Below are 23347 nucleotides of genomic sequence, written 5' to 3'. Positions count from 1 at the left end.
CTTCTCAAAGCTCAAGCAGTTCCGCCGCGTTGCAACCCGCTTCGAAAAGACCGCTCGAAATTATCGCGCCGTCGTCACTCTCGCAGCCATCGTCCTTTGGATGCGGTAAGTGTCCACACGACCTAGCTCACCTGTCCGTGGCCATCGAGCTCAGGTGAATTCCGACAGCGTCATTGAACTCCAGGCGATTACGTAGCTCGTCCGAGAATCTCCGCACAGGTCGTCTCGTCTCCCGAAAGTGGACGCGTACGTCAGGAAAAATTCACACGAGAAAATTCCGGAGAGGGTTGAAACGCACCTAACGTCAAGTTGTACGATCTAAAAATAGACGGCGAGGGTCGTCAGCGTACAAAAACCTCCAACGAGCGACAGTGTGCGAATGTCTCAAGTCTTAGGCTCACGCAGGAAGCGGCAATCATCAAATGCGCCGTGCCGGGATCCGGGTCGGCCGCCACGGTCCGACGCGCACTGCTGATCCGATTTCAATATTGCCGGAGTGGCGCGCGTGAGCCGTCCGGTTGGACTGTCGACGCGCGGCGACAAGCCGACACTCGCGCTCAAATCTGCGGGATGCGTATGGCCGGATCAGAGTGGCGCGTCGCGCCAAATGGGGCTCGCGGGGCGGTCACAATACGAACTGTTGGGAGATCTGAATGACGTCGCTCAAGAGCCTTGCGAGACATCACTTCGCATCCGCGACTGGATGTGCAGGTTGTCCCTGGGCAGCTTCTTCGACTGCCGATCCGAAGCGCACCCGGGCTCTATCGCGCAGGGCTCAAAGCTCTTGAACGGCGCTCGCCGTCTCTTTGCTGGGTCGGTTTTGCTCCAGATGCATCGATGAATACAACTGAGGGGGAATAGTGTGACAAGACAGCGTTTTTTGCTGACGCCTGGTCCATTGTCGTTATCGCTGGATGTCAGGAGCCAAATGCAGCTTGACCTTGCATCGCGCGATTGCGAGTTCAAGGAAGTGACCGCCCGCATGCGGCGGCTGATCCTCAATTTGCTGGCAAATGCCGACGACTATTCGGTGGTCCCGATTCAGGGAGGCGGCTCTTTTGCGATGGAAGCCGCTCTGTCAACATTCGTGTCTTCAGCCCACAAACCACTCGTTTGCATAAACGGCATCTATGGCGAGCGCATATACAAGATGCTGCGGCTATGGGGTGTCGAAGCGCAGACGCTTGCCAAGCGGGCGACCGACCCTTTGGATCCTCAGGAGATCGGCGAGCATATGAACCGAAATCCCGGCGTTACGCACCTGTGTTTCGTTCATTGCGAGACCACGACCGGCATCGTCAATCCGCTGGATGCGATCGTGGAGGAGGCGAGGCGGCGTGGCGTGAAGACGATCGTCGACGGGATGAGTTCTTTTGGCGGCATCGATATTGACCTGAGCAAGGGTGGCCCTGACGTCCTAGTCACGTCGAGCAACAAGTGCATAGAGGGGCCTCCGGGCGTAGCGTTTGTCATCGCCTCTCGCGAATTGTTGGAGAAAGCGGTTCAAGAGCCGAGGTCATTTGTGCTCGACGTGAGAGACCAATGGCTCTCGCTGGAGCGCACAGGTGAATGGCGTTCGACACCTCCCACCCATATCGTTCAGGCAACGACCAGGGCATTGGAGATCCTGGAGGAAGAGAGCATTCCTGCCCGTCGCCGCAGGTATGAGAAGGTCAGGGACGATCTCCTCAACGAACTCGAGGGAGTGGTCTCCCCGCTGCTAGCCGCCAACGTGCAGTCGCCGGTCTGCGTTGCGTTCGTTGCGCCGTCGGGGATGGCGGATCAGGCAGCATTTGACGGGCTGTATCGCCACCTGACGAGCCACAACCTTTACATCTACTCCAAGCTGCACATTGCGACGCGGAGTTTCCGGATCGGCTGCATCGGGGAAATTCAATCCGGTTGGATTCAGCAGTTGGGTTGCGCCTTCCGGACATACTTCCGCCCTGGACAGGGTGCGGCAGCGCGACCAATATCCGCCCAGGAGACATCCCAGGCCCTCGTCAAGGTGCCGCCTCGCGTGGCAGCGGGCGCGCAGGTGCCATGGTCCCCCGAGACTGCCGTTCTGCACGCGGGTTACCGTCGCGACCCGGTGACGAAGGCTGTGGCCGTGCCGATATATCAGAACACGGCTTATGAACTCGATGGCGATCTGAACCACATTGCCGATGTCTACAACGTAAAGGCTGATGGGTTCACCTATACAAGGATCATCAATCCGACGACCCGCGCGCTGGAAAGAAGGTATGCGGCGGTCGATACGGGAAGGGATTCGCTCGCAGTCGCATCAGGGCAAGCGGCAACCTTCCTTGCCATCGTCAACCTGGCAAGCGGGCAGGTCGGGGATAATGTCGTCGCCTCGCCATATCTGTATGGCAATACCTGGAACCTGCTCCATAACACGCTGAAGCGTCTTGGCATCAGCGTCAGGACGGCGGATCCTCGAAGGCCCGAGACGTTCGAACGTGCCATCGATGATCGCACGATATGCCTGTTCGGAGAGGTGATTTCGAACCCCTGTCTGATTCCGCTTCCGGTCAAGCAGCTGGCGGAGATCGGTCGGAAGTACGGCGTTCCCCTGGTGGTGGATAATACGACGACGCCACTGGTATGCCGGCCGTCAGATCTCGGTGCTGCGATCACGACGTACTCCGCGACGAAATACATATGCGGCCATGGCACCACACTGGGCGGACTGATTGTCGACAACGGCAAGTTCAGCTACCGCGGGGCCTCCCGCTTTCCGTTGTTCAACGGTCCTGACGAGGCGCATGGCGGGATCATCTGGCGCAGCGCGCTGCAAGATGTCGACGATCTTGGAAAGAGCGAGTTTCTGCTGAAGGCCCGCATGACTTGGTTGCGCGATACGGGGGCTGCGATCGCTCCGTTTGCGAGCTTCCAACTGATCCAGGGGCTTGAGACGCTACCGCTTCGCATGAAGCAGCACTGCGCCAACGCCAGGGTCGTCGCAGACGCTCTCAAGGAGCATCCAAAGGTACGCCGTGTCTTCTATCCGGGGCTTTTCGAAGGAGCGGATCGGGAAACCGTCGACCAGACGCTCAACCCGGCATATGGGCACGGCGCAATGGTGATGTTTGAGGTGGAGGACGAACTGGCCGGACGCAAGTTCATCCAGAACGTCGACTTGATGTATCACGTTTCCAATGTTGGGGATGCGCGCACACTGGTGACGCATCCCGTCTCCACGACACACACTACCGTTCCACGGGAAAAGCGCGAGGCCGCCGGCATATTTGGCGGTTCGATCCGGCTTTGCGTCGGCATCGAGGACGTCGACGACATTGTCCGCGATCTGCACAAGGCGCTCGCCGCAATCTGACAACCTAGAAAGTGATCAGGAAGGGATTCCCATGAATCAGCCAGAAGCTTGGAAACTGAGGTCGTCACGCTATGAGGCCGTTCCATTCAGTCGCGAGATCAATAAGCAGCTCTCCGAGCTGAGGCCCGATAACATAACGGGTGCTGCCTATATCGCGAAAGACTACGTCGTGATCGCGGCGTGCACGCTCGCGACCGTGTCGGTCTCATGGTGGTTGTATCCGCTCGCGGTCCTTCTGATCGGCGCCTACCAGCGTGGATTGACGACGATCGCCCATGATGCGGCCCACCGCACGCTCGCGAAGAACACCACCTGGAACTACGTCCTTGGGATTCTGTTCGCTGCCTACCCGTTGTTCCAGCGCCACTGGGCCTACCGGATCTCACACGTCTATTTGCATCATCCATATCTCGGCGACCCGGACAAGGATCCTGACCTGAAGTTCTTCCTGGCCAACGGTGTTTACGACGTGCAGCCGCCTGAGCGATACGCGTTCAACCTGATCTGGAAGCCGATATTTGGCGGTGCGACGGTGTCGTACCTGAAGTATCTCTGGACCAACCGGTTTTCGATTAGAGATGCCGAGGACGAGAGCCGCTCGGGCATACTTATCGACAAATATGGCTTCTATCTCTTCTGGATCTGCATCCTGGGCGGATCATATGCCCTTGGGCTGCTCCACATCGTGATCCTGTTCTGGATCGTGCCCTATCTCACCACGTTCCAGGTGCTTGGCTGGTTTGTTGAACTCGCCGAGCACTCACCGATGTGCGAGACCGAGACGCAGAACGTCCATCTGACAAGGAATCGCAAAGGGAATTTCCTGGAGCGGGCTATCCTTGGGCAAAACCTGGATGAATATCACCTCGAGCATCACCTCTCGCCCGGCATCCCGTTCTGGCTGTTGCACAAAGCCCAGAAAATCAGGATGCAAGATCCGGCTTACGCAAAGGTTGCCGCAAGCTGGGGAGGGCTCTTCGTCAAGGGGCCGCAAGGTCAGCCGAGCGTCATCACTCAGTTAAAGGAGCGAAACCGGCGTCTGTATGAGCAATCTATGCGCGGTGCCAGCACGAGCGGACAACCCGCGTGACGTTGCAACGGCCAGAGAAAGCCCGCGCCGTGGTCGGCATCACCTCGAACCGTCTGTTGGTCGATGGTGTGCATCGCGATTGGTTGCGGCGCAAGTACGTCAAGGCCCTGCTTCATCATGCAGGCGTGGCGTGCGTCATATTGCCGACGATCGACGCCGAAGATGCGTCCGTTGAGACCGCACGGGCGTTCATGCGGACTCTCGACGGGCTCGTGTTGACAGGAGACGAATCCAACGTCGATCCTGCCGTTCTGAGGGCGCCTGCGTCCTGTCCAGCACCTGATCAGCAAGACATCGAGAATGGAATCCGTGATCGTCCCCGGGACAGGCTATCCGGGGCAGCGATCAGGAACGCCATTGCGCAGGGAATGCCGATCCTGGGCATTTGCCGCGGTCTGCAGGAGCTCAACGTCTATTTCGGCGGCACGCTTCGCTCATCCCTTAGCGCGTGGAGTCTGGGAAGTGGCCAGATGCATGCCGAGAAGACAGACCGCCCGAGAGATCGCCAGTACGATGTCGCACATAGCATCAGGGTATGTCCCGACGGTGCGCTCTTTCCGATCGCGCGCACCGTCGAAGCACAGGTCAACTCCCTTCACAATCAAGGCATAGAGGTGCTGGCCAGTGCGCTAAGACGGGAGGCGTGGGCGCCTGACGGCCTGGTCGAAGCGGTTTCGGTCGTGGGCGCGCCGACGCTGCAGATCGCCGTGCAGTGGCACCCCGAATGGCACGCCTCAACCGATCTGCTGAGCAAGCGACTATTCGCGGCGTTCGGAGAGGCGTGTCTCGCGTACGCCGAACAAAGAAGCACGAGAGGTGGACAGTGACATTTCAAACCAAACGCGGTCCGCCCAGATCCAAAGGGGAGTTCACCGGAACCGACGCGCGGGCATGGTTCGGGGTGCGCGCTGCGCCGCAGCAGCCTCGGACCAACGGCGGGCGATCGACAAGCCGCTTCGCTCTGGGAGTTCTCTTTGTGGCGCTTTACGTCGTCCTGAGCGCGGCCGGCGAGGTGTATGCGGCATCGTATTTTCAGCAGGCAGACCTGTTCGTTGCTCTGTTGGTGTCCTTTGCCGCCGTATCTCTGTCGTTCAATCTGCTGGCTGGTCACGGGACGGGCAAGGCACGAGTGACGAAGCCAGCGCTCGTCGCTTTTGTGTCGCTCAATCTCGTGACCGCGATCAGCTGGATAGGATTGTTTGTCGGCCTGAAATACGCCGAGCCTGCGATCGTCGTCGCGTTCATGGTGGCGATAGGACCCGCCGCAACGGTGTGGTTGAATGCGCTGATCAGGCGGAAGGGTATCCCTCCAGCATCCGACATCGTCGTGAGCGCCACGATTGCGATGATTGGCGGCTACATGATCTGGATCTCGGTCAGCGGCAATGCGGGCGTGCAGTGGGGCCCTCGATCGTCCTTGGGCATCGTCCTCGCAATCGTGGCCGGCCTGTCGCTGGCGCTTACAAATATACTGGTCAAACTGCTGTTCGACCACGGATTTTCCGGCCGACAGGTGTTGGCGCACCGGTTCTATGGAACGATTCTCCTGCTGCTGGGACTGGTCGACTATTCCTCCATGGTGCTTGAGATCTCGCAGCATTGGCCTGCAATCGCGGCGATCGGGCTATCCACGATCATTGTTCCTTTGCTCTTGATCCAGGAGGGTATCCGACGGGTCGAGCCTTTCACCGTCAACATGGTGCTGTCCACCGCCCCTGTCATCACGTTCCTGTTCCAGTACTTCGATTCTCGCATCGTGCCTTCGCTACATACGTTCGTTGGAAATGTTCTCATCACGATTGTCGCTGTCGGCAACGTCTACTCGCAGTATCGGAGGACCGCATGAACGAACGCAAATGTGTAATCGTCGACGCATATTCGACTGGCCGATTTCTACCTGAAGAGTTCAAGCGGTACGGAATTGGAACGGTGCACGTGATGTCGGCTGCACAGATCCCAGCCATCTTCCAGTCGCATTTCGACGCTGACCTGTATGATGAAATCATTCGTCCCCACGAATGCATGGCGCGCGACGAGATCCTTGAATTTCATCTTCAGGCGCTCCGCGGCAGGGAGCTGGAGTTCGTTATAGCGGGGTCCGAGACCGGGGTTGAGCTCGCCGATTCCATCTCGGAACGGCTGGGCCTGCCCTCGAATGGGACGGCTCTGTCAGCCGCCCGGCGTGATAAATCGCGGATGTCCGAAGCGTTGGCCGCAGCAGGCGTGCGATCGATCAGGCAGGTCGTGTCTGACAATGCCGTTGAGATCGCTAGCTGGAAACGTCAAGGGAACTTCGATGAGATCGTGATCAAGCCACTAAATAGCACAGGCACGGAGGACGTGTTCTTCTGCTCGGCTGATGCGGATGTCGAGCGCGCTCTGGCTGCCATCGTCGGAAAGACGAACCGGGTCGGAGCGTTCAATGAACTGGCGCTTGCACAGGAGAAAATAAACGGTCAGCAATATACCGTAAATGCCGTCTCGATCGATGGAGAAGCGTTCATCACCGAGGCCTGGACTTATGAGACCGTTCCCGTCGAGGGCGCATCGTCGGTCTGCTCACGCGAGTGGTTGCTCGGATCCAGGGAGCCCATCGTTCTGGAGCTGTCCGATTATCTTGTGCGTGCGTTGCAGGCGCTGCAGATCGTGAACGGACCAGCGCATGCGGAGATCATCGTCGATGATCGCGGACCGGTTTTGGTCGACTTCGGAGCGAGACTGCAAGGAACCATGTCGGCAAAGGCCAGGACCATGGCGTTGGGTGACAATCATATGTCGCTGACGGCCTGGCGATACGCAAATCCCAAGGAATTTGGACAGTGTATGAGGTTGCGTGGGGCCTACAAGCGACAGGCTCATGCACTGTGCGTCTCGTTGATTTCCGATATGAGCGGTGTCGTTGCCGGTTACTCCGGATTGAATGCAATCCGTAATCTCTCGAGCTTCGCGGATGCCATCGCATTCGTTCCCATAGGCCAAAAGCTGGTCCCGACGATCGACCTGGTGTCCACACCAGGCATCGTGTACCTCGTCAATAACGACTTGGTACAGCTTGAGGATGACTATCGCCAATTGCGTGCGCTGCGGATGAATCAGGTGTTCGATCTGATGGCGCAGGAAGGCGGCCAATGACCGACATCCGTGTGGCGCGCACGAACTCGCCTCGTGCGGCGATGATTGGCGTAAGCGACTTTGACGGTATCCTTCGAGGTAAGCACGTCCTGGGTGAAGATCTCTCGGATGGCGACAAGATCGTCAAGTTCTCTGAAGCGGTGCTGGCGTGGGATTGTGCGGACCGGGTCATTCCCGCAGGGTTCACGCAAAAGCCTCTCTCGGCATTCGGAGATGCCGATCTGCGTGTTCTGTCTGGCACCGGCCGTTTGGTGTCTTATCTCGGCGATCAGGATCTCTACCTTGCCGAGTTTATGGGCGCACATGAGGACATCTGCCCGCGAGGTATCCTGCGCAAAGTCCTGAAAAGGGCAGCTGATCACGGATACGGCTGCACGGCCGGGTTCGAGTTCGAGTTCATGCTGTTCAATGAGAACGCCGACACGATTGAGGACAAACCGTTCGGCCAATGGGCTCCGTTCACGCGAGGGCCTTTCGGTTACTCGATTGCGCGCTCTGTCGCGCACCAGGAGTTGTTCGGCGAGATATTGGCGCTTTGTGAGAAGGCCAGAATACCTCTCAGCGGCTTGCACTTCGAGACAGGGCCGGGCGTGATTGAAGCATCACTTCATCATTGTGATGCCCTGGAAGCTGCGGATCGAGCGATCATCTTCAAGGCAATGATAAAAGCCTGGGCGCAGACGAAAGGCATGATGGCAACATTCATGGCCAAGGTTTGTGAGGATTGGCCCGGCCAGTCGGGCCATATTCACATCTCGGTGTTCTCGGACGGCCAGAATGCGTTTTACGATAGTAACGCGTTTGGCAACGTCTCAAAGATCATGAGGCAATTTGTCGGCGGACAACTGAATTACATGAATGAGTTCTGTGTCCTCGCCGCGCCGAACTTCAATAGCTACAAGAGATTGGTCCCCGGCTACTGGGCGCCGGTCTGCCCAAGCTGGGGAATTGACAACCGCTCCTGCGCGGTGCGGGCCATTCCGGGAGAGCCGTCTTCACATCGCCTCGAGTACAGGCTGGCTGGTGCAGACATGAACCCATATCTCGCTCTCTCATGTGCTATCGGTTCGGGTGTGCTGGGCGTCGAGACCGATGCGGACTTGCCGGCTTCGATCGTCGGTGACGCAAGCATGGAAATGTGTCCTCGCTCCGGAAGGCTGCCTCAAAGCCTGGCAGAGGCAACATATCGGTTTGCACAGTCGCCGGCGGCCAATGATGTGTTCGGAGAAAGGTTTGTCGAGGCCTTTTCCTGCTCCCGGCGCTGGGAGTGGGAGGCCGTTCAACATCGGGTGACTGACTTTGAACGTCGGCGGTACTTCGAGATCATCTAGCTGTTCGCACTATTGAGGATTGCCGCCGTTGCGCCGCGGTTGGTCAGGGCCTGGGCATCCGTCCGGGACAGCCGCGGAAGTTCACGCCTGGACCCTTCCTTCTTTCGCCGTCTTGCTGGAGGCAGGCGACCACCACAATCTAGCTATCCATGTTGCGGCGCGTCCGCTGAACCTCCGGCCGCAGGGCGCGACCGGAGGTTGACCCCAACAGGGCTTCGCGTCAGTGCCGCTTGCTGCTTATCGGCGCAGGGTCGTCAACTGCCTCATTGTCGGACGCGTTGCCGTCGGCCGCATTCTTTGCGCCCTTGGTCGACTTCCTGCCCGCTTTTGCGCCGGCGGCCCTGAGCTTAGGCGACGAGTCCTCATCATCGCTTATCCCGCTCTGTACGCTTGATCCTTCGCCTTTGCGAGCCTTGGCATCTGCGGCAAGGCTTTGCGCAATGACTGGGTAAGCAAGGAAAGCCGCAAGGCCGCATGCGAGTACAGAGGTCTTCACCAATTTCATTCACGTCTCCTGGATCGAGTTGCTTGACGGAGCGATTTTGGCTCGACGCCGCGCCGCCCGCCTGCGCCGCTTGCGTCGCGTTATGCGTACGTGCAGCGCGGCTTCATCTAATCTCTCTTGTGTGGTCATCGTTTAGGAGATTTGGGGTAAATTCGCGAAGTTGTTGTCTTACCTGTGGCGATACGACATTCGTATCGTCGTACCCTGCTCACGACTGGAGGGACGAGTGCAAGATCTGCGCTGCTGAAGTGGCCGGAGTCCTCGGCCGGGGAGATAGACGCGCGCGACTGGCGGCTTTGAAGTTCTCACGTCTGGAGTCGTCTAACGGCAGGCACCGCTTTTGTCGTCGAACTTGTCAGCATCCTGTAAGCTAAGCTGGGCAGTCTACCGCACCCCGAAAGCCGGCTTTGGCGGTTCTCAACGGGAGATTAGGTGTGGACTCTATCGAGCGAGCTTTGTCTGCACGCTATGCCAACAATCACCGAAAATGAAGAAATCCAAGGTATGGAAGCCTTTCCATCAGCCGATCCAACGGATTTCGCCAGCAAACAGTCGCGGCGCGAAGATTCGGATCATCGAATGCGGGCGACAATTCGCTGGGCAGTATGTCGCAGGAGTTTCGTGCGGTGCTGGCCGGGATTGAATGTCGCCGGGAGTCTCGCTTGACTCGTCCTTATCGTGAGTCTGCGTTGCGCGGCGGTCCTCGCTTTGTGCGAAATCCGTCGCAGAGCCGCCCTACCGACGGCCTTACGGGGATCGTCGACCGCAACGGCTTTTAGATAGCTCGGGCGGTATTGCCTCCGAGGGCGGATATTAACGAATATCGGCAGTGGTGCCTTGCGCGGTTGGACGTCGGCAGGCAGGGACATCGGCGGAGCGGTTGGCGCTTGGGTTGCCCGACGATTGTCGCTTTGTGCGGCATGATAGCGCCTGTGAACCGACCGCTCCGGGTCAGCAGGCCGCCTCGTCATTTCCCGTCGAGCCTGTGCGTCATGAAGGGGCCCAGGACCTGCGGCGTCGACACGACACCGTCGACAGTTTCGATAACTTCATCGAGAGCCGAGATGATACCAGCGACAGCGGGTTTCACTGCTTAAGAGGAGAACCTGCGTCGCCAGCGCGCCCTCCTCGAGTTGACTCGACCGGTGCCGCCCCGAGACAGAGTACGCAGCGACGACTCAATGGTACGCGAAGTCGCCCACGTATACGCGATGCAGCGCGGCCAGCAAGTCGGGCCATCTGTCGTGGGACCGTTCCGCGAGCTCGGCTTTCAGAATCAAGAAGGCGCCGGACCCTCGTCTTCCGCCGAGCCTTCACGCCATCACCGGCAACTCGATCACGCAGTAACAGGGCCGATGAATGACTCCGGGCATCTGGACTTCGGCCCTGTTGTTGGCCCGAACTGGGCCCATCGCGATCAACCGGCCCCTGCTTCCCTGATTCTTCAGTTGCGTCAGCACGGCTCACTACCGAGTTTGAACCAGCGACAGACGACCATCGAGATCAATAGTGTGGCCTATACAGTCGTGCGGGGGCCAGGAGGGTCACGGGACATTCGCCGTTTCCGTAGTCGGTATGTTCCCCCGTCGCAATCTGGCATCGTCACGCCGTGAGCATCCCTGGACCGTAGGTCCCGGGTTCATTGCCGTCTCCCTCCGGGAGCGGGCTGTCGGCTCACGCTGAAACCCCGGCTTGCGCCGGGTTTTCACCCTTCGGGCTTCCATCCCTGACGGGAGCTGCGGCGGCGTGGAATGTCTTGGGCCTCGGGGCGGCCGTAAAAAGGGAGAGGCAGAGTGGGGTGGCCTTGGCCATGACGGGTTGAGGGTCGGAGGAGAGTCTTCCGGCGCCCGTCATGGAGATTGCTGCCATGAATACGCAGATTGTTGATGCCGGCCGCATTGCGAGCGGCGGATACAGAGTGGATGTGAGTCGCGGCGAGCGCGTCGGTCGGGTGTCCTCGGAGTGGTTTTCCCGCCCGGCGGATGAGCGTTACCTGTCGCTCGATGAACTGGCTCGCACGGTGCACGATCGCGCGAACCGCAGCCGGACACGCGTGGTCGAAAGCGCGCTGATCCATGTCAACGCAAGCCGTGCCGACCCTGAGCGGCTGGCCTTGATGTTGCCCGGCTCCGACACTCCGGTTGCACCGACGCATTGGAGCTTCGGTCAGCTTGCAAGCCAGGTTGGCGCTCCGGCCGCTTACCTCCGGCAGCTCCCTGCGTCACTCGCAGCCATCAACCTGCAATATGGCTTGAACGCCAATCGTCTCGAGCAGATCAAAACGCTCGAGACCGAGGAGAGCCGTGTCGAGCTTCGCGCCGTCACCGGCCCCGACTATGGCCGGATCTACGACCGCGAGTTGGTCGAGGCCGTACAGCGCATCGCCGGCAATGGCACAGGCGATACACGATGGAAGGTGCCCGGTGTACTCGACTGGTCGAGCGGCATCTACAATCCCCGTGTCGACATTTCCAAGGCCACGACGACCCTGTATGCATCAGACAGGGGTCGATGATCTGAATCCGATCGAAGCCGGTCGTCTTCGTGACGGCTCGCCCGACCTCTATTTCCGAGGCTTCTATTGTTGGAACTCGGAAGTCGGCGCGAAGACCCTCGGCATGGCGAGCTTCTATCTTCGTGCGGTTTGCCAGAATCGCAATCTGTGGGGCGTGGAAGATTTCGAGGAGATCACAATCCGCCATTCCAAATACGCAGCCTCGCGATTTGCTCACGAGGCAGCCCCGGCGTTGTCGAACTTCGCCAACTCTTCACCCATGCCTTTCGTCACTGGCATCAAGGCCGCTCGCGAGCGGATCGTGGCACGCAGTGACGAGGATCGCACCGAGTTCTTGCGCCGCCGCGGCTTCTCCAAGGCCGAGACAGGCAAGGTGATAGACGCGGTGCTGGCGGAGGAGGGCCGCCCGCCTGAAAGCATCTTCGACTTCGTGCAGGGCATCACCGCCGTCGCGCGTGACAAGCCGCATCAAGATGTCCGCCTGGACATGGAGACCAAGGCCAAGAAGTTGCTCGACCGGGCGGCGTAATGTCAGCCGGGCCTGAGATCCTGGTCTCCGGCCTGGTACGCCTACCCGTTACGTTCAGGGGTGATGGGCGCTGCTCTCTCGCCGTCATGTCCATCGCGGACTGAAAGGTCCGGTCAGTTTAGAATTCTTGCGGGATCGAGACCCGCGCATGGGATTGCGACGATACATCGGAATCTCTGGCTTCTCGCGTCGACACGATCGGCTGATTCATACAATCGCTGCCACGAACCCACTTCCGTGCGTTCAGCTTCGTGTTCGCCCCAACGTCTTGGCTCAGGGGCAGTCAACATAACCGCCTCTGTCACCGCCGGCGGCCATTTGAGCTTCATCCGATCCGCCATGTGACGGCGCGACCTGGTTTTTTCCGATAGCGCGGCACACGCCAACGAACGCCATTTGCCGCCGAAAGCCAGAGCGAGAGCTGGACAGGCTTGTCCGCGAACGGGTTGGAGGCCGAGAGAGAGGCTCCCGGCCGCCTGGTTCGGAGAAGCTGACATGGCAAGCGCCGTTTGGAAGATCAAGCTGTCGCCGTCGCGCGACATCCTCTTAAGCAAATTCGTCTTGAGCCGCTTCGTTGAGCGGGAGGGCGCGTGATGGTCTTTGATGTCTCAGAATTGGTACGCCGCCTCGCACGCGAGGCCGAGGGCGTATGCCGACACTATCTGTCCAATGGCAAGCGGGTGGGACGATACTGGGTGGTTGGCGATGTCCGCAACACGCCAGGACGCTCGTTGTTCGTACGGCTCCAGGAATCGACGAAGGGGCCCGCCGGAAAGTGGACCGATGCCGCCACCGGAGAACATGGGGACCTGCTCGACATCATCCGCGAAAGTATGGCTTTACGCGATTTTCGCAAGGTGGCCGAGGAGGCGAGACGCTTTCTAACGCTACCTCGTTGCGAGCAGCAAGCCGCCCCGAAAGCCGACGGTCCAGCGGCGCGAGCCGGTTCGCCGCAAGCCGCCCGTCGCCTGTTTGCAATGTCCAGCTCCATCGACGGTACGGTGGTCGAAGCTTATTTGCGGCGTCGCGGAATAGTCAGTATCCACCATAGCGGCAGCTTGCGCTTCCATCCACGTTGCTACTATCGACCGGACGAGCATTTGCCGATGGAAACATGGCCAGCGATGATAGCCAGCGTCACGAATCTTGATGGGCGGATATGCGGCGTGCATCGCACCTGGCTCGATCCGGACGGCTTTGATCGCATCCGGCTCGGCAAGGCTCCCATCGACACCCCACGGCGCGCCATGGGCGACTTGCTCGGTAACGCTGTTCGTTTCGGCCTGGTGGATGATGTGCTCGCTGCCGGCGAGGGCATCGAGACCATGCTGTCGCTGCGCTGCGTCCTGCCGACCTTGCCGATGGCTGCTGCCCTTTCGGCCAATCATCTCTCAGCCATGTTGCTGCCGGCTGGCTTGCGTCGGCTCTATATCGCCCGTGACGCCGATGCCGCCGGAGACGCCGTACAAGCCATCCTTACCCGGCGCGCGGAGGACGCCGGCGTTGAAGCGATCTCGCTGTCGCCTCGGCTCAGCGACTTCAACGAAGATCTGCATGTCTTCGGCCTTGAGGCTCTGCGGGCGGCGTTGCGGCTTCAACTCGTTCCTGACGATGCCGCCCGCTTCCTGCGCTCGTCCACGATCGAGGCCGGGTAGTCGCGTAGTTCGACCGATGGCGAAAGATCGGTCATAGCCGAACCCAATTGGCTGAGAGGACGCGACCTTCGGCCTTCTAGCGGGCGATCGGACGGCAAGCGGCCCGGGCCGGCAATGGCTGCGTCCGGCCATTTTCCGCCGCGCGCAGGCAATGAGAAGACAGGATCGCGATTTGGCGAGCGCGCTTTGCATCGCGAAGCAAAATAGCCGGTCTTCGCCATCCTCCGCTGCCGCTTCGGCCCTTCGCTTCCGCCCACGCCCTGCGGGCCTGGGCGGACAAGCCGCTCCGGGTTCTGGCCCGTGCCACCCGCCGTCTGAGTGATCGCCACGAAGGCCGCGATGGGCGCGGCGGCTCCGCCAAAAGGATCTCTTGCGATGACCGACCACGACGACATCGAACCGACGCATGCCCCGTCTCCGAGCGAACACGTCCTCACCGAATTGCAGCTCTTCGGCTATCGCCCTTTCGACGACCAGCCAGATCCAAGACCTCTTCCCGAGAGCCGGATGATCGCCGGTACCATCGTCGATATGTTCGACGTGCTGGTCGCCACGCTGAGCAATACGCGGCTTGAACCCGATCTCAGCGAACTCCTCTGGTCAACCGTCAACCTGTTCCACCGGGCCGTCGATCGTATCGAACGCCAGCTCGACGACAATGAACAAGCGCAGCACAAAAGCCAGCGGGAGCAGAATGGGTCAGAGGTGCGATCGGTCGAGCTCGAGCGCCTGACGGCGGAGGGCATCACCCTGATCGAGCGCCGAAATTGCCTGGAACTCTTCCGCGACCAGGCCATGGAGCAGTTTGAGGTTCACACCGGCTCGTCCTGGCGTCCTCGGTCGGGCTCGCTGGTGAGCCACCGCACGCTCACGGCAGCGATGATCGACTCCCGCGACTTCATCGCCGCCAAGCGCCGCTCCCAAACCGAGGTCATGTTGCCGTCAGGACCGAAGATCGCACTCACCGGTGGGCTCGACTTCAACGACCACCGCCTGATCTGGGATCGCCTCGACAAGGTTCACGCCAAGCATCCCGACATGGTCCTGCTCCATGGCGGCTCACCCAAGGGGGCCGAACTGATCGCTTCCAAATGGGCGACGAGCCGCAAGGTGACCCAGATCGCATTCAAGCCCGACTGGACGAAGCACGCCAAGGCAGCACCCTTCAAGCGCAATGATGCCATGCTCGAGCTCTTGCCGATCGGCGTCATGCATTTTCCGGGTACGGGAATCCAGGACAACCTCGCCGACAAGGCGAGGCGTTTCGGCATTCCCGTCTGGAAATTCGGCGGCGCGTGAGCGCCGTCTTTTCCAAACTATCGAGCGGAGTTGGACGCCTGGCGCTCCGGCGCGTCCAGCTTTGTGTCCAAAGTTGCGGCTTGTGACGGCGGTGGAGATGCGATCGTTGTCCATCTGAATGAAGCCGCCACCATGCTCGCGCCTGGTCTTGTTGTTACCACACCACGCATTGGTTTGTTCTATCGGGCGGCCGTCGGGCGGCCAGTGGTGGCGTGGCCGTTTTCGTCGCACCTGGTGCTCACGCTTGCGCGGATCGGGCTGCTGACGCGTTTTGCGTTGGCGGCGCGACATGGACGCAGGTGACTGTTCCTGCTTGCGAAGACCCGCCTGTTGGAGCCGGCTGAACTGGTGGGGCAACAGTCCCAACCTTTCTCATGGCCGCAACGCGCGAATGATGATCCATCGTCACCTTCCTCATCGAACAGGTTGCGCAGGATCGGTATATTGAACGGTGGCAAGTGGCTGGAGTGAGAGGTATCGCGAGCCCCCTTCGGAGCACTTCGACCAGGCTGCGCGGATCTCGGCCGGACCCACCTCGTCGCCTGGCACGGTGAGTCGTTCTCGATTGTTCTCTCATCACGACATCGCCCTTTGCGGCAGGTTGTTTCTCTTTGTTCGCCGAGTCGTTCCAACCTCTTGTGCAGCCCAACCGAGATTTGCCAAGTTTTCTCCTGAGCTTGCGATCCAGCCCGCGGACGCACGTGGCCTCTTAGATGGCTTGATCTGGCCGAAGACCGGCTCCGCCTCGATCGTCTGAGCCGCAACGCCGTTGATGCGACTTTCTTCCCCTGGGCTCCGCCCATTCCTCGCGAGCCAAGAAAGTCGCCACAACGGCGTCCTCCGCTGCGCTCCGGCCCGCAAGGGGTGCGTCGCCCATCGTCCTCGGCCTTTAGATCGCCATCGAGGCCGCGGTGGTCGCGGGCTCGAAATACAACAGGAGAAGTGACATGGCTAACATCGGTACTTTCAAGAAGGTGGGCAACGATTTCCAGGGCGAGATTGTCACCCTGAGCCTGCAAGCCAAGGGCGTCCGTATCGTCGCCGAGACCAACCGCTCCAACGACAACGCTCCGAGCCACCGCATCTACGTGGGCCGGGCCGAGATCGGGGCCGGCTGGTCCAAGCGCTCCAACGAGGGTCGCGACTATCTGAGCCTCAAGCTCGACGATCCGAGCTTCACCGCTCCGATCTTCGCCAACCTCTTCGCCGACGAGGAAGGCGAGGGCTTCAGCCTGATCTGGTCCCGTCCCAGCCGTCGCAACGGCGACTGACCCGATCCACGATGCCTCGCCCGGCCGGTCCGGGCGGGGCATTACCCTGCGCAGGAGACGGCCGCGATCTTGCGGCAGTGTCGCACCAGCACCATGCGAGCTTCGCAGGATGGACGCACCGAGTCCCTCGAGGAGCTCTAGTCGCAATTAAGTGAGGGCGCGTCGTCGTGCTTGAGGTGTCGCTTTCGGACATTATAACTCACCAGCCAGATGACGCCGACCGCGATCGGCACGAAGGCTGCGGTCAGGAACGAGGGCTCTACTCGCAGTCCGACATCATGCGCGCCCTTGGCAAGATAGCTAAACAGGCTGACCACATAATATCCTATCGCCCCGACCGACAATCCTTCGACCGTGCACTGCAGCCGAAGTTGCTGTCTCGCGCGCTCGTTGATGGCCTGCAACAGGTCGCGATTCTGTCGTTCGATTTCGACGTCGACCCGAGTTCGCAACAGATCGGCGGCACGCGCGAGCTTGACCGAGAGAGTCGCCTGCCGATCCTCCACGGTCGCGCAGGTTCGCATCGCCGGCGCCATGCGGCGCGCCAGAAACGACGACCAGGTTGGATAGCCCGAGACATCGTTGCCCTCAATGATGGACAGTCGCGATTGGACCAGCTCGTTATAGGCCCTGCTGGCGCCGAAGCGAAACAGGCTGCCGGTCGCGCCTCTTTCGAAGGATGCGGCCAGCGCCGTCAGCTCGGCAAGCAGATGGTTGTTGAACTGCAGCCCTTCACCGCTTTGCATTTTCTCGAGTGCCTCGACAAGACGGCGGTCGATGCGATCGACGGATGGTGCAAGCTCAAGGGCCGTCGACAGGCCAAGAAGCGCCAATGGACGGTAGGTCTCGATTTCCAGGAGCCGTTGCACCAACGCTCCGAGATCGTGCGACGTCAACCCGAGGTCGCAGACGAGGATTTTCGTGAAGCCTTTTTCGTCTACGCGGAAGTCTGAGGCCGCTACGCCTGCGCCGCTCTTTGTGGCAACCATGGCCAGGCTGTTCTTGTCAAAAATCTTTTCGGCCCGCCTGGTCGGCGAGGCGTCCTGCTCCACTTCCAGCCTGATCGCGACCAGCAACTGTCCGGTCTGACGCAACGCGCGGATCAGCGATCCGACGGTACCATCAACTTTGTCAAATTGGTCTGCGGCAGAACGATTTGCGTTAGTCCAGATCCAGGTGAATGTTGTGAATTCCGAATGCTGCTCCCAGCGTAGCGTAGCGGGCCCGATGACAATCTGATGAAGTTTCGCCGATTGCTCAGGCGGCGTAAGATTGCGCTCGAGGCAAAAATCGATAAAACGACAGCGATCGCTCGTGGCCGCCTCGCCCTGTGCAAGAAAAGCGAAGTGGATCACGCTGAAGGGCGAAACAAGGCGCGTGAAAGGGCGCGCGTGCACTTCGCCGAGCACAGCGTCGCGTTGCGGATGTGGCGTGAAGGTTCGCAGATCCAGTTCATCGATCATGCATTGACGCCTTGCTTCAAGGTGAGCAGGCAACCGTCTGCCTTGACGCGGGAGGCAATGGCGGTGCTGGGAAACGGTTCCACGCGGCCAGGTTGCTGATCAAGCCATGTCGACGATCATTACCGAGGTCGCCTTGAACTCGGGAAAGAGGTCTTGCGGGAGGAGGAGATTGACATGGAGCAGCCTCATCCAGCTTTCGAATGAAGCCATCAACGGCATCTGCCGGGTACGGTCCGGTGTCTATAACGAAATGCCGGCGTCGCGGCTCAATAAGTGTAGCGGTGCGCCAGCAAGCCGTTCCGCGACCTTGTCGGTGGCCCGCCGCACCGTCCGACGAATGCTTGGATTTACGCGGGCAGGGTTGTCTGTCTCCGAATCCCACCGACATCGCCTGCCACCGAAGGGGTGCCGCGTGCGAGTGAAGATGCGCCGGCCCCCTCCTGAAAGCAGTTTCCCGGTCGCATGACCGATGCCGCGCGAGGTCGTGGCAAGCAGCAACGTCTTGCGTTCTCCCAGCGTGGTGCAGACAAACGACCTCGGGTGCGGCAACCGCATTTTCGATTGACGGATCGAGGCCCAAACGCGACTCCCATCTTGTTGCCGTCGTTAAACTTCCTGGCGCAGAGAGCCGGTGCAGGATTTGGGCCAGCACTATTCAAGGGGCGCTCCCGCGTCGTTTTTACGCAATGTGGCTTTCGAAGACAGTCGGAGGCGGGTTTCAGACATGAAGCGCGCTTGTATTCCGACAGAATGCGCACGTGGCACAGGCCGCAGGGAATTGCGTGTTTTCGGCCAGGTGATCGCTCGCCCGGCCGCTGCCATTGTTTGAGTGGCCACGCTCCGGCCGGATTTGTCGATGCGGAGCCCAGCGAGTGACCGCGCCCGGACCCGCGGGGCAAGGGTTCGGCGATGGGCTGATAACGTCACGTCGAGTGAGGTTGACTGGATCACGCAGCTGGAGCTCTCGCCGTCTTCGTCTTTGAGAGAAGCGCAAGCATCGCGGCTTGAATGTCGCAGCGAGGCAGATACGTGGCGATTGTTGTGAGCGATCGACCAAATCGCGGCGGACCACAGATACGGCCGGCGACTATCGTGAGCGAGGCGTGGGGCCGAAGGCCTGATCGCGGAATCGGAAATATGCGCCTGGCAGCACAAAGAGCCAATCACCACTGAATTCGTTGGGTCGGCTTCTCGGCGGGACTCGGCATCGCCGCGTTGTCCTTGATGTCAGCTCTGTTTGGATCGAGCGCACGAAACGGCCTCCTCGATGGATAGATCTGCCCGAAGGACGGCTGCGCCTCGACCGACCAATGCGAAGTCATCGGCCTACAACCGGTGCTGGAGGTTAGCTGGCTAAGCGTGCGACCGAGAACGTTTCGTAATCAAGAACGACTGGCTGGCCCGGCGGCGGGAACCTGCGAGTTGAAACGTTCGTAAGAGACAGCACCTTGCCGGACTATGCGTTCGGCAAAAAAGTCGACTCCGGAGGAAGAGTCCCGACGAAGTGTGATACACGTTGGGTTCTCTGCAGCCGCGCCCACAATTTGGGTCGGCGTTCGTCAAAGTTCGCAAGAAGCCAATTACCCTTCAGCAATGGGTCTATGGCAGCCAGCTCTGGAAGCAGAATGGCTGCTGCCGGGAGCATTGGACAAACCGCCTATTGTTCGGCGAGGAGCTCGTCGAGCGCTTCAGTGAGTTTGTCTACATCAACGTTATTGTCGCACGAATCGGTCGAGATGCTTGTTACACTCTCGGCATCGCTGTCCTTGGTGTCCCGAGCTTTAGAAAGATACAGTGCAGGTTTATCTGCGCGCTGCCATTCACCGTCACCATTCTTACTCCACTTTTCGGGATGCTGGGCAGCGTCAAGAACCATGTTCGCTTGATCCACCTCAACAAAACCCATCGCCGCGAGACGGGATTGCGCTTCTAGGCTGACTGGAGTGGAATTGATCAATGGTCGTTCGCCATCGAGCCGAAGCTGATGTTCCAGCAGAATATCACCTGCGTTGTCGACGAGCGGATGAGTAACCCGAAGAACTGTGGTGGATGTGATGTCAGTTCGCCCGGGAAACAGTTCCCGCCACTTTTCGCCTTCGAACACCTCACTCATGCGAAATCCGGATTCTGTTCTTAGAAGCCCGACGCTTTCGTTGCCCAACTCATAGCTAAAATATCGGGCGTCGTCGGTATGTCTTCTGGCCGTACCGGTGCCCTCAGCCAGACTTGCTGTGCGCGCAGCTTTTGAGGACACGAAAGGCGAGTACTCTTGTGGGTTCGCCGCGATATGCTTGATTTCAGCGCCATGAAAATCCTTCATCTTTTGCTTGTATTGAAACCTTGTGATCTCAATCACAGGAGTTCGGCGAACTAGGGAGTACGACGGTGCTACCGCCGAAGACGAACTAGCGTTCGAATTCGGTGTCGACTGAATGCCTGCAAGCACGTCCGCAAACCTCTGGGTATCTGTATCAGGTTGCATGTCACTGTTTGCTGAGTGCCTGATTTCATCAACATCCTGTGCATGCGAGAGGGATTCGATACCCGACGTGCTGATAGTCCGGTTATGCATTGCAAGTCGTACTCTTGTCGGCGACATTTTTGTCGCATGGAGTTCGGGCTGAAGAATGTTAGACGGCCAAGCTGTCAAAAAGCTGACGCGCGGGTGCCGGGCGACTGGTCCGCGCTTTCGCGCAAACCGTCGGCGGCATCAGCGGTGCAAGTGGAAGCCCGGTGACTTGCGTCGGTGCTCGTCCTATACTCGTTATACTATTGCGCTAAGCCCTACAGGAGTGAACGAAAGCGTAGACCGGCCCTGAGGTTCACTCAACCTGATATCTATCCCGATACACGCTGATACATGATCATTGTCGAGGGATTGAGGGCATTTCGTATGGTCGATTCCGAATTGGCTGCCCTGTTGCGAGCGGTTCTGGACGAAGTGTGCGAAGATGTATCGCGTCACGAGAATGGCGCTCGAACTCATGTCGCCTGCAAACTCCTGGAAGCCGCCAGCCGCGGAGAGACGTCGGTCGATGCTCTCAGGAAAATTGGCCGAGCGGCATTGGCCAGTGCACCTACGATGTGGCGTTAGGACGCAATCGGCTGGGGAGACCTGCGCAGAGTTCCATGAAGGCGTCCGCTCGGCGGGTAAGCGATCACAGGTGCGGTTCGTACGTTTCGTGCAGACATCGCGCTTTGACTCATTGCCCGTCGGGCTAGACTACACTGGTCGCTGCGCGGTCTGTTGACGCAAACAGGTTGTTCTGAGGTTGATCGTGCTATCGGAAAGAATCCATGGCGGCGGTCAAAAGACCGTATGCGGTTCCTTCCGTTCATAGTTGTTGTCACCTTTTCCGTCCTGGTCGGCCTCGCATCGGGAGCGACCGCAGCCGCACGAAACCGCGCGAAGCACTTAGCGCCGCCCCCGCGAGACCTTTACTGTCTGCAAGGGCGCAGCTGGGGCTATCCAGGCAATTGCCAGTTCTCAACCTATAGACAGTGCCAGGCCACTGCATCGGGCACGTACGCACATTGCGCTATCAATCCCACCTACGCTTTCGAGCATGGGTGGCGCCCGCGCTGATGGCGGTCCTTTTCCAATCTGCGTCAACTCAGCCGCGCCAAGGGCGCGTCGGTCGTCGGCTGCTCGATTGCAGCGCGCATTGTGCCGAGCGCGAAGAGGATATCATCAACGATACCTTGCGCCGCTTCCTGTGGCTGCGACGTGATCCGACCTGTAGCCGGGAGGATTGATCGCCGCATGGCCATCGAAACTCAGGGCTAAGATCTCGCGTGCTGGCGGCAACTTATTTTTATTGATTGGCATGCCAGTCGTGAGGCCCGCCAAACACCAGCGCGGCAATCAGCGCAGATTGCGGTCTGCCGGCAGGTTGCGCCCCAGGGTAAGAGAGCTGCAGTGCGATTTTGACACGCTGAAAATCGTTGGCTCCTTTGCCGAAAGATCGCCCCTTTTAGTGGCTGGCGTGCCGTGCAGCAGGACAGCGAACCGCCAGGCACGCAAAGAGAAAGTCGTCGGAGCACGCGCCCCAACCGCGGAATGCGCGCGGCCGCCATCCCTTCGTCAGGCCCGATCGATCTCGCACCCAGCCGTTCTATTCGGCGGTGCTGAGGCTTTCCGCATGCGAGTAAGCTCTGATTTGCGATCCGATAAAACAATGGTTCTGTACGAAACGAACGGAGTTCGTCTTCAATTTTAACCGGTCCAAGCCTCAACAATGAATCCGGCGCGCCGTGAGGTGTCGCGAGGCGGTTGGTACAATCAAGAGTTTATCTTTTGTCAAAGATTTGCCGCGACCTTCCAGAGCTGGCGCCAACGCTACAACCAGTCCTGCAGGGGTCCCGGAATGAGGGCATATCTGAACTCCTGGCTTTCGAAGCTCCTAGCCGGAGATTTGGCGGCATTTGGCGGGCCGGTCACCGATGAAGCGGTTGCAGGCTACATTCGTGCCGAGCAGATCTCCCTCGTGCTTGGCTATTCGCTGGGCATCATGCTGGCCAACGCCTGCAATGCGACCGTGCTCGCAATTGCGCTTTGGCATTCGCCCGACAGAAACTTTGCCCTGATCTGGGCGGCGATTGTCGTCTGCGGCGCGCTATCGATAGGCCTGAAAGCGCGTTCATCACGACTGATGACGAAGCCCCAGTTCGTGTCGCGCCAGGCCATGCACCGGCTGGTACGGAATGCGCTGGTTCTCGGAACCGCCTGGGCAATTGTGCCGGTGGCTTTCTTCGCGAACGCCTCCAATGGCGGGCAGCTCGTCATTACATGTCTCTGCTCTGGAATGCTTGCAGGTGGCGCATTCGCCTTCGCCACGATTCCGGTGGCGGCAGTTGCGTTCACGGCTCCGATCTTTGTGGGTACGGCAATTTGCCTCGGCAGAAACGACGATTTCGCCTATCTGCTCGTGGCTATCCTGGTCGTGGCCTATGGCTTCGTGCTCCTGCGCAGCGTTTTCGCCCATTCCTTCGAATTTACCAGACGCGCCATTGCTCAACTGGAGGCCGAAAGGAGGGGCCGACGGGATACCCTGACCCAACTTCCGAACCGTTTTGCCTTCAATGAGAGCCTAGAGCGGTTTCCACTTGATATGGGTCACTACTCGTATCCGGCATGTCGAAAGTAGTTCGCGCATTGCTCGGGTGCAAATGTCTTGATGAGCTTGCCGATCAGCTTCATCAGCGTTGTCACGGTGC

General features: G+C 59.6%; 15 protein-coding genes and 3 pseudogenes. 15 read left to right on the top strand and 3 right to left on the bottom strand.

Going from position 1 to position 23347, the window contains the following annotated elements; translation table 11 throughout:
- The 7 genes and pseudogenes from AC066Y_RS40810 to AC066Y_RS40780 all read left to right on the top strand — a co-directional run.
- A pseudogene (locus AC066Y_RS40810) lies at positions 1 to 109 on the top strand (IS5/IS1182 family transposase); the annotation flags it as partial.
- A 753-nt stretch (positions 110 to 862) separates the two neighbouring features.
- Positions 863 to 3340, top strand: a complete 2478-nt coding sequence (locus AC066Y_RS40805; RefSeq protein ID WP_478278771.1) for a 2-aminoethylphosphonate--pyruvate transaminase — start codon at positions 863 to 865, stop codon at positions 3338 to 3340.
- A gap of 31 nt (positions 3341 to 3371) precedes the next feature.
- Entirely contained in the window at positions 3372 to 4430 is a 1059-nt protein-coding gene (gene rtxC, locus AC066Y_RS40800) for a dhydrorhizobitoxine desaturase (protein WP_478278770.1), read from the top strand.
- On the top strand, positions 4427 to 5257 hold the full coding sequence (locus AC066Y_RS40795) for a gamma-glutamyl-gamma-aminobutyrate hydrolase family protein (RefSeq protein ID WP_478278769.1): 831 nt from the start codon (positions 4427 to 4429) through the stop codon (positions 5255 to 5257). Before rtxC ends, AC066Y_RS40795 begins: the two co-directional genes overlap by 4 nt.
- A complete protein-coding gene (locus AC066Y_RS40790; RefSeq protein ID WP_478278768.1) occupies positions 5254 to 6276 on the top strand; it encodes an EamA family transporter in 1023 nt (340 codons plus the stop codon). The genes AC066Y_RS40795 and AC066Y_RS40790 overlap by 4 nt, the downstream gene beginning before the upstream one ends.
- The gene (locus AC066Y_RS40785; protein WP_478278767.1) at positions 6273 to 7562 is read left to right on the top strand and encodes an ATP-grasp domain-containing protein; all 1290 of its coding nucleotides are present in this window, start codon (positions 6273 to 6275) and stop codon (positions 7560 to 7562) included. The genes AC066Y_RS40790 and AC066Y_RS40785 overlap by 4 nt, the downstream gene beginning before the upstream one ends.
- The gene (locus AC066Y_RS40780) at positions 7559 to 8893 is read left to right on the top strand and encodes a glutamine synthetase family protein (RefSeq protein WP_456724659.1); all 1335 of its coding nucleotides are present in this window, start codon (positions 7559 to 7561) and stop codon (positions 8891 to 8893) included. Before AC066Y_RS40785 ends, AC066Y_RS40780 begins: the two co-directional genes overlap by 4 nt.
- Before the next feature lie 220 nt (positions 8894 to 9113).
- On the opposite strand, the gene AC066Y_RS40775 is transcribed toward AC066Y_RS40780, so the two are convergent.
- Positions 9114 to 9398, bottom strand: coding sequence for a hypothetical protein (locus AC066Y_RS40775; protein WP_456761398.1), 285 nt, complete (start codon positions 9396 to 9398; stop codon positions 9114 to 9116).
- A 1867-nt stretch (positions 9399 to 11265) separates the two neighbouring features.
- Between AC066Y_RS40775 and AC066Y_RS40770 the strand changes: the two are divergent.
- The 5 genes and pseudogenes from AC066Y_RS40770 to AC066Y_RS40750 all read left to right on the top strand — a co-directional run bounded on the left by AC066Y_RS40770 (position 11266) and on the right by AC066Y_RS40750 (position 16667).
- A pseudogene (locus AC066Y_RS40770) lies at positions 11266 to 12442 on the top strand (DUF932 domain-containing protein).
- 593 nt (positions 12443 to 13035) lie between these two features.
- Positions 13036 to 14097, top strand: coding sequence for a DUF7146 domain-containing protein (locus AC066Y_RS40765; protein ID WP_478278766.1), 1062 nt, complete (start codon positions 13036 to 13038; stop codon positions 14095 to 14097).
- A 375-nt stretch (positions 14098 to 14472) separates the two neighbouring features.
- Positions 14473 to 15396 (top strand): DUF2493 domain-containing protein, encoded by a 924-nt coding sequence (locus tag AC066Y_RS40760; protein WP_456724656.1) that lies wholly within the window; start codon positions 14473 to 14475, stop codon positions 15394 to 15396.
- A 30-nt stretch (positions 15397 to 15426) separates the two neighbouring features.
- On the top strand, positions 15427 to 15699 hold the full coding sequence (locus AC066Y_RS40755; RefSeq protein ID WP_478278765.1) for a hypothetical protein: 273 nt from the start codon (positions 15427 to 15429) through the stop codon (positions 15697 to 15699).
- A 644-nt stretch (positions 15700 to 16343) separates the two neighbouring features.
- A complete protein-coding gene (locus AC066Y_RS40750) occupies positions 16344 to 16667 on the top strand; it encodes a DUF736 domain-containing protein (protein ID WP_050401225.1) in 324 nt (107 codons plus the stop codon).
- A gap of 137 nt (positions 16668 to 16804) precedes the next feature.
- On the opposite strand, the gene AC066Y_RS40745 is transcribed toward AC066Y_RS40750, so the two are convergent.
- Positions 16805 to 18130, bottom strand: coding sequence for a DUF3422 family protein (locus AC066Y_RS40745; RefSeq protein ID WP_478278764.1), 1326 nt, complete (start codon positions 18128 to 18130; stop codon positions 16805 to 16807).
- Positions 18131 to 19787: 1657 nt separating this feature from the next.
- Positions 19788 to 20450: an effector protein NopP gene (locus tag AC066Y_RS40740; RefSeq protein WP_478278763.1), complete on the bottom strand. Its 663-nt coding sequence runs from the start codon at positions 20448 to 20450 to the stop codon at positions 19788 to 19790.
- A 573-nt stretch (positions 20451 to 21023) separates the two neighbouring features.
- On the opposite strand from AC066Y_RS40740, the gene AC066Y_RS40735 reads away from it, so the two are divergent.
- The 3 genes and pseudogenes from AC066Y_RS40735 to AC066Y_RS40725 all read left to right on the top strand — a co-directional run.
- Complete coding sequence (locus tag AC066Y_RS40735; RefSeq protein ID WP_456828428.1) at positions 21024 to 21224, top strand: hypothetical protein; 201 nt, start codon at positions 21024 to 21026, stop codon at positions 21222 to 21224.
- A 225-nt stretch (positions 21225 to 21449) separates the two neighbouring features.
- The gene (locus AC066Y_RS40730) at positions 21450 to 21716 is read left to right on the top strand and encodes a DUF3551 domain-containing protein (protein ID WP_478278762.1); all 267 of its coding nucleotides are present in this window, start codon (positions 21450 to 21452) and stop codon (positions 21714 to 21716) included.
- A gap of 781 nt (positions 21717 to 22497) precedes the next feature.
- Positions 22498 to 23226: pseudogene (locus AC066Y_RS40725) on the top strand (putative bifunctional diguanylate cyclase/phosphodiesterase); the annotation flags it as partial.
- Positions 23227 to 23347: the final 121 nt, after the last annotated feature.

Source organism: Bradyrhizobium sp. USDA3010, assembly GCF_056429065.1.
The sequence above is the reverse complement of the archived record's forward strand: the minus strand, read 5'-3'. Positions and strand labels throughout refer to the sequence as shown.